20 protein-coding genes and 1 tRNA gene are annotated in these 17,095 nt (G+C 47.2%); 2 read left to right on the forward strand and 19 right to left on the reverse strand.

Translation table 11 applies throughout. The annotated features are described in order from the left end of the window. Positions 1–31: 31 nt before the first annotated feature. The 17 genes from AAB391_01045 to AAB391_01125 all read right to left on the reverse strand — a co-directional run bounded on the left by AAB391_01045 (position 32) and on the right by AAB391_01125 (position 12,260). Positions 32–703: an HD domain-containing protein gene (locus tag AAB391_01045; GenBank protein ID MEK7644899.1), complete on the reverse strand. Its 672-nt coding sequence runs from the start codon at positions 701–703 to the stop codon at positions 32–34. Beyond that, the gene (locus tag AAB391_01050; protein ID MEK7644900.1) at positions 700–1,215 is read right to left on the reverse strand and encodes an 8-oxo-dGTP diphosphatase; all 516 of its coding nucleotides are present in this window, start codon (positions 1,213–1,215) and stop codon (positions 700–702) included. Before AAB391_01050 ends, AAB391_01045 begins: the two co-directional genes overlap by 4 nt. Before the next feature lie 82 nt (positions 1,216–1,297). Continuing rightward, a complete protein-coding gene (locus AAB391_01055) occupies positions 1,298–1,774 on the reverse strand; it encodes a hypothetical protein (GenBank protein ID MEK7644901.1) in 477 nt (158 codons plus the stop codon). Positions 1,775–1,868: 94 nt separating this feature from the next. Then, complete coding sequence (locus AAB391_01060; protein ID MEK7644902.1) at positions 1,869–2,627, reverse strand: hypothetical protein; 759 nt, start codon at positions 2,625–2,627, stop codon at positions 1,869–1,871. Then, positions 2,611–3,177: an RNA polymerase sigma factor gene (locus AAB391_01065; GenBank protein MEK7644903.1), complete on the reverse strand. Its 567-nt coding sequence runs from the start codon at positions 3,175–3,177 to the stop codon at positions 2,611–2,613. The genes AAB391_01060 and AAB391_01065 overlap by 17 nt, the downstream gene beginning before the upstream one ends. 56 nt (positions 3,178–3,233) lie before the next feature. Beyond that, positions 3,234–3,833, reverse strand: coding sequence for a DUF2238 domain-containing protein (locus tag AAB391_01070; protein MEK7644904.1), 600 nt, complete (start codon positions 3,831–3,833; stop codon positions 3,234–3,236). Positions 3,834–4,115: 282 nt separating this feature from the next. Then, positions 4,116–4,451 carry a hypothetical protein gene (locus tag AAB391_01075; GenBank protein MEK7644905.1) on the reverse strand — a complete coding sequence of 112 codons (336 nt, stop codon included), beginning with the start codon at positions 4,449–4,451 and terminating at the stop codon, positions 4,116–4,118. A 128-nt stretch (positions 4,452–4,579) separates the two neighbouring features. Further along, the gene (locus AAB391_01080) at positions 4,580–5,080 is read right to left on the reverse strand and encodes a hypothetical protein (protein ID MEK7644906.1); all 501 of its coding nucleotides are present in this window, start codon (positions 5,078–5,080) and stop codon (positions 4,580–4,582) included. Position 5,081: 1 nt separating this feature from the next. Further along, entirely contained in the window at positions 5,082–5,390 is a 309-nt protein-coding gene (locus AAB391_01085) for a DUF6804 family protein (protein MEK7644907.1), read from the reverse strand. Positions 5,391–5,572: 182 nt separating this feature from the next. Then, the gene (locus AAB391_01090; protein MEK7644908.1) at positions 5,573–6,091 is read right to left on the reverse strand and encodes a hypothetical protein; all 519 of its coding nucleotides are present in this window, start codon (positions 6,089–6,091) and stop codon (positions 5,573–5,575) included. Between the two features lie 4 nt (positions 6,092–6,095). Next, positions 6,096–7,286, reverse strand: a complete 1,191-nt coding sequence (locus AAB391_01095) for an AAA family ATPase (GenBank protein ID MEK7644909.1) — start codon at positions 7,284–7,286, stop codon at positions 6,096–6,098. Positions 7,287–7,459: 173 nt separating this feature from the next. Further along, positions 7,460–7,786, reverse strand: coding sequence for a hypothetical protein (locus AAB391_01100; GenBank protein ID MEK7644910.1), 327 nt, complete (start codon positions 7,784–7,786; stop codon positions 7,460–7,462). A gap of 77 nt (positions 7,787–7,863) precedes the next feature. Continuing rightward, the gene (locus AAB391_01105) at positions 7,864–8,457 is read right to left on the reverse strand and encodes a hypothetical protein (protein MEK7644911.1); all 594 of its coding nucleotides are present in this window, start codon (positions 8,455–8,457) and stop codon (positions 7,864–7,866) included. A gap of 1 nt (position 8,458) precedes the next feature. Next, positions 8,459–8,671, reverse strand: coding sequence for a hypothetical protein (locus tag AAB391_01110; protein MEK7644912.1), 213 nt, complete (start codon positions 8,669–8,671; stop codon positions 8,459–8,461). A 13-nt stretch (positions 8,672–8,684) separates the two neighbouring features. Continuing rightward, positions 8,685–8,760, reverse strand: a tRNA-Ala gene (locus tag AAB391_01115). Positions 8,761–9,839: 1,079 nt separating this feature from the next. Beyond that, the gene (locus tag AAB391_01120; GenBank protein MEK7644913.1) at positions 9,840–10,862 is read right to left on the reverse strand and encodes a D-alanine--D-alanine ligase family protein; all 1,023 of its coding nucleotides are present in this window, start codon (positions 10,860–10,862) and stop codon (positions 9,840–9,842) included. A gap of 15 nt (positions 10,863–10,877) precedes the next feature. Then, a complete protein-coding gene (locus tag AAB391_01125; GenBank protein MEK7644914.1) occupies positions 10,878–12,260 on the reverse strand; it encodes a hypothetical protein in 1,383 nt (460 codons plus the stop codon). Between the two features lie 64 nt (positions 12,261–12,324). On the opposite strand from AAB391_01125, the gene AAB391_01130 reads away from it, so the two are divergent. Beyond that, positions 12,325–12,555: a hypothetical protein gene (locus tag AAB391_01130; protein MEK7644915.1), complete on the forward strand. Its 231-nt coding sequence runs from the start codon at positions 12,325–12,327 to the stop codon at positions 12,553–12,555. A 139-nt stretch (positions 12,556–12,694) separates the two neighbouring features. On the opposite strand, the gene AAB391_01135 is transcribed toward AAB391_01130, so the two are convergent. Beyond that, a complete protein-coding gene (locus AAB391_01135; GenBank protein ID MEK7644916.1) occupies positions 12,695–13,639 on the reverse strand; it encodes an acyl-CoA desaturase in 945 nt (314 codons plus the stop codon). Between the two features lie 107 nt (positions 13,640–13,746). Between AAB391_01135 and AAB391_01140 the strand changes: the two genes are divergently transcribed. Continuing rightward, positions 13,747–14,058, forward strand: coding sequence for a hypothetical protein (locus AAB391_01140; GenBank protein ID MEK7644917.1), 312 nt, complete (start codon positions 13,747–13,749; stop codon positions 14,056–14,058). 105 nt (positions 14,059–14,163) lie between these two features. On the opposite strand, the gene uvrA is transcribed toward AAB391_01140, so the two are convergent. Continuing rightward, a complete protein-coding gene (gene uvrA, locus AAB391_01145; GenBank protein MEK7644918.1) occupies positions 14,164–16,941 on the reverse strand; it encodes an excinuclease ABC subunit UvrA in 2,778 nt (925 codons plus the stop codon). Positions 16,942–17,095 lie beyond the last annotated feature (154 nt).

Raw genomic sequence — 17,095 nt, forward strand, 5'->3', positions numbered from 1 at the left:
ATCATAAAGTGGCAATAGACATTTCGCCTGTCTACTTCTTCCAATCCCCACTATTGAAACGGTTGCCGCTCGCGTTCATGTGCCAGCTGTGCGGATGGGTACCGTGGATCTTGTGCCAAAATTGCCGCGCGCTTTCAGTGAACAGCTTGTTGTAGACGACGACCTTGCGAGACTCGAGCAGTTTGCCACCTAATTCATTGCCGCGCGAGTGTTCTTCCATCAGCTCTAATTCCACGTCTAGAGTGTCGGCATCTTTCACGATCTTCGCCTCTAGCGATTGACGCTTTTCGTATTCGGCAAGTAGTGGCAAGACCTCGGCAGCAAAAACAGTCCCGTTAAACATATCGTGTGCACCCTTTTCCTCATCGCGCTGAGTGTATTGGCGAGAAATATAGTCAACATCACCCGTGCGGCTCTCAGCGAGGTCGTGTGCCATGGCGATCTTCAGGATCTTTTCTTCGCTCATTTTCTTGGTCGCGCCACCCATCTCCCTTTCATGCTTCGCGAGCATCAAGGCCGTCCACATCACACGAAACGTGTGCTCCGAAGCATTTGCCACGTCAGGATTGTGAAATCGCTTCCATGTGCGCTGGACGTGCCGAAAACAGCCAATCTCGTAGAGAAGTTCGGTATCGCGGGTGAGGTCTCGCTGAATCGGCACCTTTTCTGCAGTAGCAACTTTCTTGTTCGATCTAGCTTTCATGAGGACAGTATATAAAAATGACAGGAAAGCCACAACGTTGACACCTCCCGCAACTCCTGCGACAAAATCTTTGCCGAATAATTGGCCGTGGAAGGCTGGTCAAAATGGAATTTGCCGTGGAAGGTCTTGCCCGCAAGCAGCAACGGCAGCCAGTGAATATCGTCGGACCACATCTGCTCGTAGGGGATCTTCGCAAGGTCGAACCAACACGGTGTCATCTCCTCGGTCTCCGCGGGTGTGCCGCTGAATTTCGTAGCCTCAAACACATGCACCTCGAGTATTTTCGGATTGTTTTCGAAACTGAATTCGAGGATACCTTTCTGCCGAATATCCAAAGTCTCGATACATACCTCTTCCCGAAGCTCACGGACCGCTGCAACATCAATCGCCTCGCCAGGTTCAACTTTCCCGCCAAACCCATTCCAGCGGCCAGCACCGAGGCCAACCTTTTTCATGCCGAGAAGGATCTTCGGACCTTGATGGACGACACAAGGGGTGAATAGCTTTCTCATGAAGATAATAGTAGCAAACAATGCACCGAAAATCCCCGTCGCCGGGGATTTTCGGTGTTCAATTACATTCAGCCTCTTACACCTAGAACCCAAATCGACCGAAACCACCCATGCCACGCTCGCCCTTCATGCCGTGGCCCTTGCCTTTGGCTTTTCCGGCATTCGTAGCGGCCTGAGTAGTAACAAAGCTGAGACGCTGATCAGCCTGGGCCTGCGTGATCACACCCTGTGACACGAGTGCCTGAAGTTGGCTGGTGAGCTGAGCCTTGCGCTGAGCTTCCATCTTGGTCTTCAAGACTTCTTTCGTGACGCCTTTCTCAGCGGCCAACTGCTCAAGAGACTTACCTTGAGCCCACGCCGCCTTCACTTCGGCCACTGTGGCACCAATGAGTGTCGCCTGAGCTTCGAACATGGTCGATTGCTTGGTCGCAATCTCCTGCGGAGTGAGATTCGCCATCGGAAAGCCATGAGCCGAAGCGGTGGTCGTTCCCGCCAGCAAGCCGAGTCCGAGGACCGGCAAAATTGCGTATAATGCGAGTTTCGTTTTGGTTTGTTTCATATGTTTTCTTTGTTGTATATTATCGAATAATCCGCGCGCACCGGCGAACCTCTGCCGGCACCTATTAATACAATTTCGGATACAACATATTTCACTATTTCGCCTCCTGCCCGCGTCGACCCCACATCATGCCGTGAGGTACTGGCGGACGCACACGATCATCGATACGTCGAATGCCAACTGCTTCGATAGTGCTACTTGCCCGCTCGCCCAACACCACGATCTCATCGCCAAGCTGAAGATCGAGACCGAATGGAAATTCCGTCTCAGAAGCAATGTTCACTTCGAATACGTCACCGCGCCGCGTGGTGAGCATCAGACCTCCCTCAGTAAAGGCTGAAATACTGCCGCGATGCACACCGTCGCCGCGCGGCAACACGTAGCCGCGGTAAAATGGATCCATCACCGGCATCCCCTGCCGTTCGACAAATTTGAATACCTGTCCATGGAAGTCGATACGGAAGAGTAGCGCGCTGCCCAGCACTACCAATCCCAATACACCGAATAATGAATACAAGAGCGGCTTGCGATACCCGAAAGCGTAGCGCTTCACGAGCAATTCAAGGAGAAAGATAAATATCAGCGACACGAGAATCAGTATCCAAGGCAATGAAAAAAGAAACACGCCGACACCATGAAAACCGAAGCCGGGGATAAAGAGCAGACCCGCCTCGCGCAAAGCGAACAAAATGAAGCTGATCAGATACAGCGCCGCCATGGCCAAAATAATCATGCCCAGAATACCTAAAACAGCCTTCAATACGAAATGCCAACGCGGACGCATCACCATCTGCCCCTCCTTGATCTTGGCGAGCAATGTCTCTTGTAGTGTGTTGTTATGATTGTGTTCCATAGGTGTGTTCATAGATCTTTTTTAACTGCGCTTTCGCCCGCCGGAGTCTCACGCCGACCGTCGACATTGGGATCTGGAGCACTTCGGCGATCTCCTGATACCCCAACTCTTCATAATACGAGAGGATGAGCACCTCCTGGTATTTCGCATCAAGCTCGTGAAGGCATTTGTCGAGCAATTCTTTGTTGATCCTCCCTTCCGCTTCCGTATCTGCCGTCTCTTCGGCGATGGGATGCGGGAACAATATATCTTTATCAAAATCGAAGAATGGAAAGAACTTGAAACGATTTTTCTTCAGTGCGTTCACAAACTCATTGTGCGCGATGCGATAGATCCACGGCGAGAAACGTTTACTCGTGTCAAAGCTGCGAATATTCATGTACGTTTTCACAAACACTTCCTGCACAAGGTCTTTGATATCTTCCGTATCCTGCAGAAATTTTCGGCCGTAGCGCAAAATTTTCTTTTCATAACGCGACATCAGCACGCCAAAAGCCTCAGCGTCGCCGGCTTGAACCTTCCCTACAATTTGTTCATCGGTAGGTTCCATACAGCAAAAGTAGTCGGCTGAACCGATACATTATGTAATACAAATGTCAGTCGATTTTATTTCCCAGGAAACAGCCCGCAAACACTGCGCACAACCACCACCAACACCGCCCCAGATACATCCATCAGCATATCTTTCTGCGCATCCCAAATATCTCCCTGCGAGCCGAGAAAGGCGGCACCGGCCTCACCACCATAAATCGCCGCATAGCCCCACTCGATCCATTCATAGAAGACGGCGACAAAAGCGATGGCGAATACGGCGTAGGTGTTGGCGAGCCACTGTTTTGCCACCAAGCCACGCATCACGAGATATTCAATGATCGGTAGCGCGTAGAAGCCCACAACAAAGTGGCCGATCCGATCGAACATATTGCGCTCGTAGCCAAAAAAATCGTTGAACCAGTCGAACGGCACGAGTTCAAAGGTGTAGTGCCCACCGATCGTGTGCCAGAACGGCAGGATGAACATCAGGACGTAGGCGGTGCTGGAGAAGCGGATGTTTCTGATATAGAGAACCGTGATGAAGATGACGAGTGCGAGGATCGGCCCGTTTTCAACATACCAGACGGCACGGGAGTATGGGTGGATACCAGCGACGATGAATTCGATGGTGTAGGCGGCGAGGAGAGTATGTGGGAGGTATTTTTTGAGCATAGATACATTATACAACAAAAAAAATCTGCTTTCGCGGATTTCTTTTTTGGACATCACGATATTTGATTTTATACTAGTTTATATAACCCGCGTCTTTCATTTTGCCAAAAAATGTAAGTAGGAAGAAAATCAGAAATATGACTAGAGCAGCAAATTCTGGACTATGATCCAACCGAAATCCCAACCATATTAATACCCAACCCAACAGATAGGTCAATATTGGCGAAATAACTGTAAGAGAATACATCACCGCATAATTACAGCACGGGGTCTTTGAGTTTTTCATTTTATTATTTCTAATTTTCTTTCTACACAATCCCTAATCCATATATCATCATTAATGAAATTACCACTATCATCCACATAGCCTTTATTCTTAAGACCGATCATAATTAATTCTGGTGATAAAGTAGACTTATCGAAAAATTTGATATCCTCCTCCTTTTCCTCTCTGCATTCTTTCTGAAGAGTAAGTTTTAAATTCACTAGATTTTCACCATCTTGCTTTTCAATCATATATTTTTGTTTACTAACTTCTGTAGAATAATAGAAACCACCCAATATACATGCTGCAATTATAATTCTCCAAGATACTGGTAGTTTATTTAATTTATTCATAGGAATTTTAGTTATTTAATACATGCCCTCTTAAACATTTTTCATAACTAGACTTATCTAACGTTGTTAGCCTATCAGTATCAGATCCTCTGAGAGTATTCGGGGGTAATTTTATACATTTAGTTTAATTATACGGCAGTTTGTTGTTTATGGTCCTGTTCTTCTTCATCTTTATTAACAAAATACTGTCCAAGTATTCTACTTCCGTACGTTGTTATCATTCCTACACATAACCAGAAGAGGACGGTCCAAGATCCGTCAAATGCTGTGGCCAGTAATGACAAAGGTAGTATTCCTATTCCTGCAAACAATAAACCTACTACAACCCAAAAACCTCCCCAAATGATGTATGTAAACAACAGTGCCCTTAACCAGAGTTCCAAACCAAAAATATAAGAAGATATATACATTCCTAGTCCTGAATATCCACGAGTTTTTCTAACAAAACAAAGGGGCAGAAGAACGAGTAAGTTTACGAAGAAAAGAAAGCCAGAGATTATTTGTACTATGGGTAAGACTGTTGCGGTAAACCAAATTGCCCCCTTGAAAACTAGACCGATAATGAGACCGAATGCAACAATTATAACTACTCCCAACAAACCCGAAGACCATTCTTTTATTTTACTCATATTATTTTTTATTAGTTTTAATAAATAAGGACACAAAGAACAAAACCGCCCCGGTTACATCGAAAATCTGCCACATATCTTTTGAGAAATAAAATGGGAATATGGGGTTAAATAGTATCGCTAGAGCAATAAACAGCCACATAAAAACGGTCTTATGATTTTCAAAGTAACTAAAAGCAAGATAGGCACTGCAGATTGTTGTTAACCAACGAGTTAGCTGATAGTAGGAGTATGGGTGGTCTCCTAATGCCCCAAGCAATGTCCCAAATGCGATTATCTTAAACCAATTTCCTTTGAGAGAGTTCTTCATATAAAAGTTATATTTATGCTAATTTTACTCCACAAACCATAACCATACAATCAAGATTAAATTATGCAACAAAAAATCTGCTTACGAAGCTACGTTCTGCAATAAATCCCGCAACTTTTGAAAGTTTGAATCGCTCAAATCCTTCCTTAATTTTTTCTTTTGTCCATACATCATTCATATATTTAAAAATTGCCTTCCATTATCTTTATTATTCTTTTTAGTATTGGCATGTTTGGAATGACAGCATCAAGAACACTCCTTGAAAAAAGTCTCTTACAGTCCCCATCAGTTAGACTCCTTCTTCCGTTCAGGTGGTTACTCTGAAAGGACCGTTTACAGTCTGATGAAGATCGGTTTGCGTGATTTGTGGCTGGTTCGAGAACGGTCAAAAGCAGTCCTTCAATACAAGGACTGCTTCCAACCAATTCAAAACCCTTAACTTTTGCTTTATTTTTTACAGGACTTGTCCATTCACGATCTGTATCTAGCAATATGAAAGAGTGGTTATATTTCAGATTACCTTTTACACGTAGCGCTTTTTCCAGAATGTATGACACATCTTTTCCTCCAGCATAATCTACTCTTACGCTGGTTTTGTTTACCGCATACAGCGATCGAATGTGCTTTAGGAAGATTCTTTCAGCTTCTCCCTCTCCAAAAGCAAACACTGTGGTTTTCTGTGCCCTAAGAGTTCTTGCCATAATTTTAAACCTTAGGAATAGCCCCGTAAGCCCCAGCCATATACTTAGCGTAGAAGTTGTCGTCTGCTCTGACACCTTTTACATCAGCCAAGTTCCAAGCCTCACTGATACCCTTATCATTCTTTTCGACCAAAATGATCTGCTGTTTATCTAATTTGTTTAGTATCTGCACACTGTGAGTGCTGAACAAAAGCTGTGCTTTATTTGGATTGTAGGTCTCTGAAGAGAACAAATTGATGATTTCTGGAATCATTAGTGGGTGAAGATCATTATCCATTTCATCTAGGACGGCAACTCCACCACTTTGCAATACAACCAAGATGGTTCTAAGCAAGAAGAGAAGGTTCTGAGTTCCCCTAGATTCATACTGGAAAGAGAGAGAGTACTCCTTACTTCCATCGATGTACTTGTGAGATCCTGTTGGAACATAGATAACCCTTTTGTCTGATGTCTCGACCTTCTGAATATTTATTTTTGCTAAACCTAGATCAAACTTGCTTAGTATTTCTTCTGCTTTTGCTTTAATTTCGGGATTTTCCTGATAGTATTTTATTGCATCGGCGAGGCGTTCCATTGGGACTTTACCGCCCTCAAAAATGTTTGTCTGTATAGCACTGAGGTAGTTGGTAATTTCAATACTGTGCTTATGATTTATCTGGCGTGCTGTAGAAATAATTGAAGCGTTACTACGAGTAATTTGGGCAAAGTTTGCTGGAACATCAAACCTTTTAAAGTTGAAGTCGTATTCATTCTTTTCCTTATTCCATGACCTATCGAAGAGAATCTTGAACCTCTTTTCCTCTTTGATACTTAACTTCTCATTGATAATTTTCTTGGTGTTTAATTCAAGTTCGTATTTATATATCTTTTTGTTTGTTTCAAACTCAATATCAAAGAAGCTTGATCTTTTATCTGAGTCAGCACAGAACAAGAAGGGTTTGAATGCGATGTCTTTATCGGGGGTAAGAGCAGAGAATGAATCTACCACAAACCACTTCATAAAAGCCAAACTTTTTAGAAGATTAGTTTTACCCGAAGCATTTGGTCCAACAAATGCCATAAATTTAGTGAGCTTATTCCCAAACTCATCAGTAAAATATGCATCCGTGTCAGGTGCATTTTTGTTGACCACCAGATCAATCTCGGCACCCTCCATAAAGGAGTAGAAGTTTTTGAATGATAGTTTGTGGATCATGTGTTTGTTAGTACATTAATTACATTGTTATCCTAGCAGATTTAAGCACACTTTGCAAGCTTTTATACAAAATATTGTTTAAAATAGTTTAAAACATCCTATTTTAAGGCATTTTTGGCTAGATAAGATCTTTGTTCGGGAGCGATAAGGTGGATGTGCTGAGGCACATCCACCTAGTTTCTGATTCGAGCATCAACAGTCTCGTAGATCTGCATATTACGTTTGCAGTTTTCGTCAAAATTACGCTGAATTTCTGCTGGTCCGATTTCTTCTCTCAGTGCCTCAAATTGCATGTACGCACTTAAGGTATAGATAGCAAGTTGCCAATCAATACCATTTGTCTGCGGACATTGATTGGCATATAATCCGTTTTTATCTTCGTACGCTGAGGAGTAAAAATATAGAGGATTAATCTTGTCGGAAGACACTGATTTTTCTGCCGGTTTGAGTTTTAAAAAAAATACTGCTCCAAGGCAGACTAGTAAGACTATCGCTAACATTATATATTTGTATTGCTTAGTATTTTTCACAAATTGTGATTATTTAATATCATCTAAAAAATCTTTGATTTTATCATTTACCTAATTTCAAAAGAATCAACGAATTTATCATAATTTGCTGGAGTAGCATTTTCACTTTCAACACTTAGCAAATATATCGTTTGGCCATTTAAAATTATTTTTCCTTTTATAAATGTTCCGAAGCTTTTTGTCTCCATTGAAAAATCAAGGGAATGATTACCTTTGAAATTTCCAGAGTCAGAAGAAATCAGACTATTTCCGCTATCCGTCTTCAGCATATTACTTAGTGATCCTTTTAGAAGATTATCCGGGTTAGATACATCAATGGGAGAGGAATAAATAATTTTAGAAATCAGGAAAGCATACCCCGAAATTTTGGAGGTGTACATATCTTGGGTGTAACTCATGTTACTATCAGGAACTGGAAAATTGTAATTCTTGTGTTCAGGCTCGGAAGGAAGCGACACGTTAAAATCTGCACTCGGTGAACTATATGCAATCCAATAGTTATTTATATTTTGTTGAGTACTAGTACTATTTAAATGTCCAAATACAAAATATAGTAAGCCGACAACTAGAATTGCCCCGAAAATGGGAGAAAGATTAAAATCTTCTTTTTTCTCAATATTATTAATGTTTTCTTTTTCCATATTATTTCTTCCTAAAATACTTTATTAAATCTGCAGTTCCCGTAATTAGGCCAATAATAATCAAGAGATTAAATATACCGACAGCGGCGCCTATCGTAGTTGAAGCCCCTCCCAGTAGGTTAGATATGACATAGGCTACAATTCCTAGAGGAATTGCGTAATTCCACTTCCATATTTTTTTATCAAGGTCTTTTATGAATTTTTTATATTCCATGCCGATGTTTCTTTGGTGGACCCTACAGGACTCGAACCTGCCACCCCCTCATTGCAAATGAGGTGCTCTACCAGATGAGCTAAGGGCCCGTCTTTCCAACCGTCGCATCATACCAAAAAGAACCTAAAAAAACAACCAGTGGAATTAAAATATTTCCTAGGGGGACACTATACAAACATTTCAAAAAGTTGTATGGTTGATATATAAATGAAAAAATTACTATTTGTATTCGTCGGTTTGTCAACTTTATTATTTTTATTTTCCGTAGTAAATCCTCTGTATGCCTATGTTTCTGTTAAAGGCTACTACAAAAGTAACGGCACTTATGTTGCACCCCACGTACGCAGTAGTCCAAATGGCTTGAAATCTGACAACTACAGTTATACTCCGAGCCAGGGTGCGTATAATAAAACGTACGGCACGAGAGGTGCGGAATGGGACACCCCAACCTACATAACGGATCCTAGCTACTATCAAGGAAAGTCGTTGTATGAATCTGGGAATAATAATTACGGAAGCTATTATCAATACCCGACCACACCCACCTGTCCGACGAATTCATATTACGACGGAGTATCTTCCTGTAAGTGCAATTATGGCTATATTGTGAACGGAGGAAGTTGTGTTAATGCTAATAATTATTGCTCAGGTCAGCTTGGGATAATGTCTCAGTATAATAGCTTGTTAAGTAGATGTGAGTGTATGAGCGGCTATGAATACAATGGGTCGAGCTGTGCTTATAAAAGTACAAGCTATTCGAGTTCCTCTGGATATTCCGGAGCATCATCTTACGCTTGTCCAGCAAATTCACACACATCACTAACTGAACCGACAAAATGTGACTGTAATTCCGGATATCAAGTCAATTCAACAAGGACAGCCTGCGTTCTGCCAAATAATGCTTTGAATAACCAAACCTGTATAAATTCATACGGCGCATACAGTAATTGGGACGGTACAAAGACAGCCACAGGACTAATAAATTGCGCTTGTCAGGGTGGATATGATTGGAATAATTCAAAGAGTACCTGCGTAGCAATCGTAGCCAAACCACAATATCAAAATGATGAGCTTATTGGAAAAAATTATTATTTAACCAATCGTACATGCGTCGGTCTTTCTGATAATCAATATTCCTATTGCATTGGCTACGCATACAACCACTAGTTCAATACTTCCCCCTCGCCAACCCCACCAAATGCTCGACGAGCTCAGTCAGCCCAGAGCCCACCGCCTGCATCGCCCTGGGAAACAGCGAATGTTCGGTGAGGCCGGGAAGCGTATTCACTTCCAAAAAATACACGCCGCGGCGCGGGTGCACAATGAAATCCGAGCGGGAATAATGCTTCAGGCCGAGCGAACGATGTACTTCACGAGCCATGCGCTGAATCTCGGCACTCTCGGCCGCAGTGAAATTACCGGGACAGATCTCCTCGGACGCACCGCCGTATTTGGCTTCGTAGTCGAAGAAAGCGGACGCGCCGCCTTTCCGAATCTCCACCGGCGGCAAGACATAATGCTTCTCGCCACGGAAATGGTCGATCACCCCGCAAGTCGCCTCTTTGCCAGCGATGTATTCTTCGATTAACACCGTATCACCGTGCTCAAATGCCGAATGAATCGCCTTCTCCAACTGCTTGAGCGTTGAGACGATCGACACACCAATCGATGAACCCGCACTGGCCGGCTTTACCACAGCAGGATGAGGAAACGTTTTGAAAATCTCGGCTGCTCTTTTTGAAATATTTTGTATTTCTTCTTTTCGCAACACCAGATGCACCGCGGTTTTGATCTTCGAACCAGCGTGTTGGGTCGCATGATGCGCCAGATGCTTCTTCGTGAGCACTTTGTTCATCGCCATCGCGGAAGCCAGCGCTCCCGAGCCGGTGTAAGCGGCCTTGTATGTATCGAGCAATGTCTGAATCTTGCCGTCCTCACCGAACTCGCCGTGTAGCGCGTTGAAAATCACATCAACATGCTTCAGGATCTGCTCCGGCTTTTTTTCGACGCCGTCAAAATGCCATTTGCCGTCGCGAGTGATGAGAATATCGTGCACGCGATATTTCGAGGCTGGCAGATGCTTGATCACCGAACCGCCCGTCTTGAGCGACACCGGATACTCAGAAGAGGTGCCGCCGCGAACAACGCCGACACGAATCTTTGAAGCTTGTGCATGCGAGCCTGCTGACATGCAAATAGTATATCACTATCGCAAGCGCCCGCGTACCTTTCGGTGGTATTTAATCGCAAAACGATGCGCCTCGCTGTTGAGCAGCAAAATCTCCTTTGAGAACTTCTTTATCAAAAATTGATGTCGTGGCGCGGCCAGGATCCGCTCTGGCTTGTGCTTGTCGTTCTTCACCACCGCCACCACCGCGATATCAAAGCCGGCTTCACGCAGCACTTTTTCTGCGGCACGCTTTTGTGCAGTTGAACCATCCACCACAATGAGATTTGGAAACGTCCATTCCGCATGCGTGAGGCGGCGCGACAAGATCTCCCGCAGCGAGGCGATGTCGTCATTGCCACCCGGCACCTTCACTGCGCCTGCCGCTGTATGCGCCGGCGCCGCCTGCTTGATCTTGAACATTCGATAATCACTACGCTTCAGCTCCCGATCCTCCAGCACGGTCATCACGCCAACCGTATTTTTGCCAGACATGTGAGCAACATCATATGCCTCGATCCGAAACAAAGCCTCTTGTGCTTTCGGACCACCGTGTGCGGTGACGGCCAAAGGTTCATCCTGGACGACTGGCGTATCCTGTTCCTTCACAAGCGCGATATCCTGAATATGATTCAACGCAAACAGTGTCCGCTTGATGCCGCCCGCCTCTTCAAACCGCCGCTCTTTCGCCAAGGCAAGCATTTCTCTTTCGAGTCGGCCAACGAGCAGCCCTTTCTTGCCTTCCAAAAACAATTTCAATCGAGCAATCGTCTTTTTGTATTCGATAGAAGAGATCTCGCCGGTACAGACGCCGGGGCAAAGACCAAGCTGTCGGTTGAAGCAGGGTCGACACGGAGTATTGTTGGTTACATTTGCGCACGGAAGGCATCGGTCACGAAATGGGAAAATTTTGCGAATGATTTTCAATCCCTCTCGGAGCACTGCACCATTCGCATACGGACCGAAGACGGCTTCAAGCCCGATGCTCTTTTTTCCCGCGTTTTTTTCCACATCCTTGCTGCGCATAATGAGCACACGCGGAAACGCCTCGCGAGTGACGACAATGCAGTTGAAACTTTTATCCGACTTCTCCTTTGTGTTGTATCGCGGCTGATGCTGCTTGATGAGATTGGCTTCGAGCAGGATGGCTTCAAGCACTGAATCGGTTTGCACAAAATCCACCTTGTCTGCATGAAAGACCATGTCCACGACGAGTGGGCCTCGGGTGTGGATAACGTCATCGTTAAAATAGCTGCGCACGCGGTCGCGAAGCGAGGTGGCACGGCCGATATAGAGGATTTCCGTCTCTTTTCCGGACTCATTTTGGCCATTTTTCAGGGTTTTGACGGATTTTGGACCAACAAAAAAATAGACGCCCGGAGCATCTGGCAAGGCCTTCCACAGCTCTCCTTGACTGGTCATGGCTTGTATAGTACTATATTAGGTAGCAAAAACAACCGCAACGTCTGTTTCCTCACCCGCACCCATGAAAAACCTGCTCTTCGCCACATTGTGGCTCACCGTCGCCGTGGTCAGCTACGTGCTCGGCCAACCCATGATCACCCTCGCGATCGCCATCCTGGCCGCCACGGAAATCTGGGCCCAGTTCCGCACTCGTCGTGGCACTTCCTCGGCGCCCCGCCAGAGCACGATCTCCCAGGCTTTGGCTACCGGCACAACCGGCAGCCACCGGCACGACTGGTTTGCACTGCGCTGAGCACTGCAACCCCCGCGCTCCGGCGCTTCCCTTCACCCCCGCACTCACACTGCGGGGCTTATTTTTTGCATAAAAAAGAAAACGCCACCGACCGGAGCCGGAGACGTCTTGAGTAATGCGGATAGGACAATGTCGTCGATCACAGCGACCGCTGCAACTTTCGATCGGCACTCGGAATTCCTTTTTTGCTGTCCCAAGCGAGTCCAGAGAGCTCCATCAGCCTGATGAAGACGTAGCTCGCGTCGAGCCAAGGATAGTCCATGCCATGCAGCGACGAGTTCGGGAAGCCGTGGTGGTAGTTGTGCCAACCCTCGCCAAGAGCGAGGAAACCGATCAGCCAGCTATTCTGGGACCGATCGCTGGTATTCACCGCGCGACTACCCCATAAATGGCAGTAGCTATTCACCATCGAGGTGACATGCTGATGAATGAACAATCGGATCGCACCACCCCACAAAAAGCCGAGCAGCGCCCCTTTCCACGTGCCCTCGTGCCAAAAGCCGAGGCCGGCGGGAATGAGGAGACCGAGCAGAATCCACAGGGCGATGTGTCGATCCACGAAGGACACGACCGGATCAGCCGTGAGGCGCTTGAAGGCAGCGTTCTGCGGGATCGGAAGCCCTTTCAACATCCAGCCGAATTGTGCGTGCCAAAAGCCCTTCCACAGATTGACGAAGGAGATCTTGGTCAGCTTCCCTTCTGGATCGAGGCAATATTTCCATGGGGAATGCGGATCGCCATCTTCGTCGCTGTGCGCGTGATGATGTTGGTGTATCGAACACCAGGTGACAATCTGCCCTTGAGCAGCCATCGCACCGGTGATACCGCCAAAGTATTTCATAAAGCGCTGCACTTCAAACGAAGCGTGCGTGAAATAGCGGTGATACCAGACAGTGGTGCCGAGACCGGTCACCACGTAACAGCCGAGAAAGAGCCAAGCGTAGAACCAGTCGAAGCTGCCTTGCCAGACCTGAAAGGCGATAGCGCCGAGTAGACCGATGAATGGCGCCAACCAAAAGACGATAATCGTGGCTTTGTCGGCGCTTTTGTAGACGGGCGGAGTGGTCGAGATTTCAGTGTTCATAGGTGGAAAAGGGCAAAACCGGTGTCGATTATAGCACGCAGTTGACGAAAATCCCGAAAGTTGTAGCATTATCAGCAGTCGGTCAACCCTTAACCTTGGAGGTTCAAATGAAGTTCATTAAATCGGCCAGTGCGCCCCTTCGTCACCTGTGGAATGGAGTCGAGGTCTTCGGTGGCCTCGTAATCTGGTTGGTAATCGTGGCCGTGGTGAGCGCAATTTTCTCCTGCGTCATCGGCGGCCTTACCGCCATCGCAATGCTCTTCCTGCCCCACCTCTTGTCGGGCACGACCGTGCTGATCGTCGCCAAGTGGACATTCGGCATCGTCGCGGTCGTCTGCGCAATCGTCACCGCATACCTCGATTGGATCAGTGAGGACATGGAGAGACCAGAAGAACGCTTGGAGGGTGGCTTTCTGTGACGCATCGGATCAACTCTAGTTCTGGAACACCCAGTCGGCACTCGTCCTCGACGACTGCCGTTTTTTATTTTCTCCGCGTCGCGTATTCGCGCCGTTCGCGCACTCTTACTTATTCAACATCTTCTTCAAATACTTGCCTGTGTACGACTTCGCGTTATTCGCCACTTCTTCGGGAGTACCTTTGGCGACAAGCTTGCCGCCGCCAGAGCCGCCTTCAGGGCCGATGTCGATGACGTAGTCGGAAGATTTAATAATATCGAGATTGTGTTCGATGACCATGACGGTGTTCCCTTTCACGACGAGCTTCTGAAGAATCTCGATGAGCTTCTTCACATCTTCGTAGTGCAGACCGATGGACGGTTCGTCGAGCAAGTAAATAGTCTTCTGCATGTGCGGACGATAGAGCTCGGAAGAAATCTTCACGCGCTGCGCTTCACCGCCGGAAAGAGTGGTGGCCGATTGACCGAGCTGGAGATATCCGAGCCCCACTTCTTGCAACGTTTCGAGACGATCCGCGATCGAAGGGATGTCGTGAAAAAACTCTAGAGCCTCGTCGATAGTCATAGTGAGCACGTCGTAGATCGACTTCTTTTTGTATTTGACCTCGAGGGTTTCTTTCATGAAACGCTTGCCGTTGCAGACATCGCAGGGGACGTAGACGGTCGGGAGGAAGTGCATTTCCACGGCGATTTCGCCGTTGCCCTGACAGACTTCGCAGCGACCGCCCTTCACGTTGAAAGAAAAACGGTTGGCTTTCCAGCCGCGAGCACGGGCTTCCGTGCTCGCGGCGAAAAGGTCGCGGATGAAAGTGAAGGCGCCGGTGTACGTCGCAGGATTCGAACGCGGGGTGCGACCGATTGGCGATTGGTCGATGAGAATGGTGCGGCCGATATATTCAGTGCCGGTGAAGGACGAGCAATTGTATGTTTCGTTGCTGCGGTACTTTCGCTCAAAACGCGCCTGGAGATTTTTGTGGATGACCTCATACATGAGTGACGACTTTCCGGAACCCGACACGCCAGTCACCGTCACCAATCGGCTGAGTGGCACATCCACGTCCATACCTTTGATATTGAAAATGTTCGCATTGCGGATCTTCAGCATGCCCTTGTCCTGGGTACGCCGTTCTTCAGGAATCTCAATCGCCACGTCGCCACGGAGATAATCGAGGGTCACCGAGCCGCTCGTATTTTTCTTCGCAGTGAGAAGCTCGTCGAGATATCCCGACACCACGACTTCGCCGCCATGCACGCCAGCCTTTGGCCCGATGTCCACAATGTAATCGGAGGAATAAATCGTGTCTTCGTCATGCTCCACCACGATGATAGTGTTGCCGATATCGCGCAGATGGAGCAGGGTTTTGATGAGGCGATCGTTGTCACGTGAATGCAAACCAATGGTCGGCTCGTCGAGCACGTACATAGCGCCGACCAGACCGGAACCCAGCTGCGACGCGAGACGAATACGCTGCGCCTCACCACCAGACAGCGTATGGGCGCGTCGGTCGAGCGAAAGATATTCGATACCCACGTTGATCATAAATTGCAGACGCGCGTCGATCTCCTTCACGATCACTTTGCAAATGCTTTTTTCATTTGCCGTGAGAGTCTTGGTGAATCGTCTGAAAAAGAGGTCGCAATCGGTGATCGACATTGCGACGATATCGACGATGTTTTTGCCACCGTGTCGCACGCCATTTTTGTCGAGTTCCCCGCCGAGCAAAATATGCAAAGCCTCTTCGCGCAGACGCGCGCCGTTGCACTTGGTACAGGTCTCTTCACCGAAAAATTCCTTGGTGCCGAGGCCGTTACATTCCGGACACGCGCCATATGGCGAGTTGAAAGAAAACATGCGTGGCTCGATCTCGGGATATGAGAAGCCGTCGTATGGACAGAGGAATTTCGCCGAGATGAGGCGCTCTTCGATACCGTCCTGGAGGATAACAGTGCCCGATGGTCCACGCTCACCTGCCTTCGCCTCAGGGTTTGGCAGCTCGATTTTAAGCAGGCCATTGGCTTCTGCAAGTGCACGCTCAACAGACTCTGAAAGGCGCTCGTGCCAGATCTCTTTCACCTCCCCCTTTTCAGTTTTGCCTGTTGATTTCCCAAATTCGCTCACGAAAAATTCGTCGACAAGGACGTCGATATCGTGCTTCTTGTTTTTATCGAGGACGATCTGCTCGCGGAGTTTTTTGACGACACCGTCGATCTTCACCTCGCTGTACCCTTTGCCGAGGAGATCGTAGAGCATCTGATAATATTCGCCCTTGCGACCGACGACGACGGGCGCGTAGATTTTCACTTTCAGATTATTCACGGCCACGCCCATCACTTTTTTGGTCGCCTTGGAGAGGTCGACAGTCTCGACATGTTCGACGATGGTCTTCACGATCTCTTCATGCGATAGCTTTTTGATCTCACGGCTGCATTCCGGGCAGTGCGGCTTGCCGATACGTGCGTACAAGATACGGAGATAGTCGTAGATTTCGGTGATAGTGGCCACGGTCGAGCGCGGATTGTTCGAGCGTGACTTTTGGTCAATAGAAATGGCTGGCGAAAGACCAACGATCTCGTCGACATCGGGCTTCTGCATGGTGTGGAGAAATTGACGGGCGTATGCGGAGAGCGACTCAACATAGCGGCGCTGTCCTTCGGCGAAAATAGTATCGAATGCGAGCGATGATTTTCCCGAGCCAGAGAGACCGGTAAAAACAACCATTTTGTTGCGTGGCATCTCTACCGTGATATTTTTCAGATTGTGAGTACGCGCGCCCTTCACGATGATCGCGAGATCACCGCGGGAAGTGGTTGGAGATGCCGGAAGCGGCACGTGAGTGAGGCCCTTGGCGCCTTTCCCTGCCTCAATTTTTTCGTCTTTTTTCATATAAACGTATGCGCCAATTGCCCCGTGGTCTGGCCATGGGGGTTGGTACGACCGCCACACTATATCACGCAGGCAGGCGCGGTGGCAAGAAATGTGAGAATAGGTGCGCAAAGAGAGCCCCAAAGAAGCGACGGCGAGGGTGGGTGGCGAAGCA

Source organism: Patescibacteria group bacterium, assembly GCA_038065315.1.
In the GTDB taxonomy this organism is placed as follows: domain Bacteria; phylum Patescibacteriota; class Minisyncoccia; order Phycocordibacterales; family JBBTRF01; genus JBBTRF01.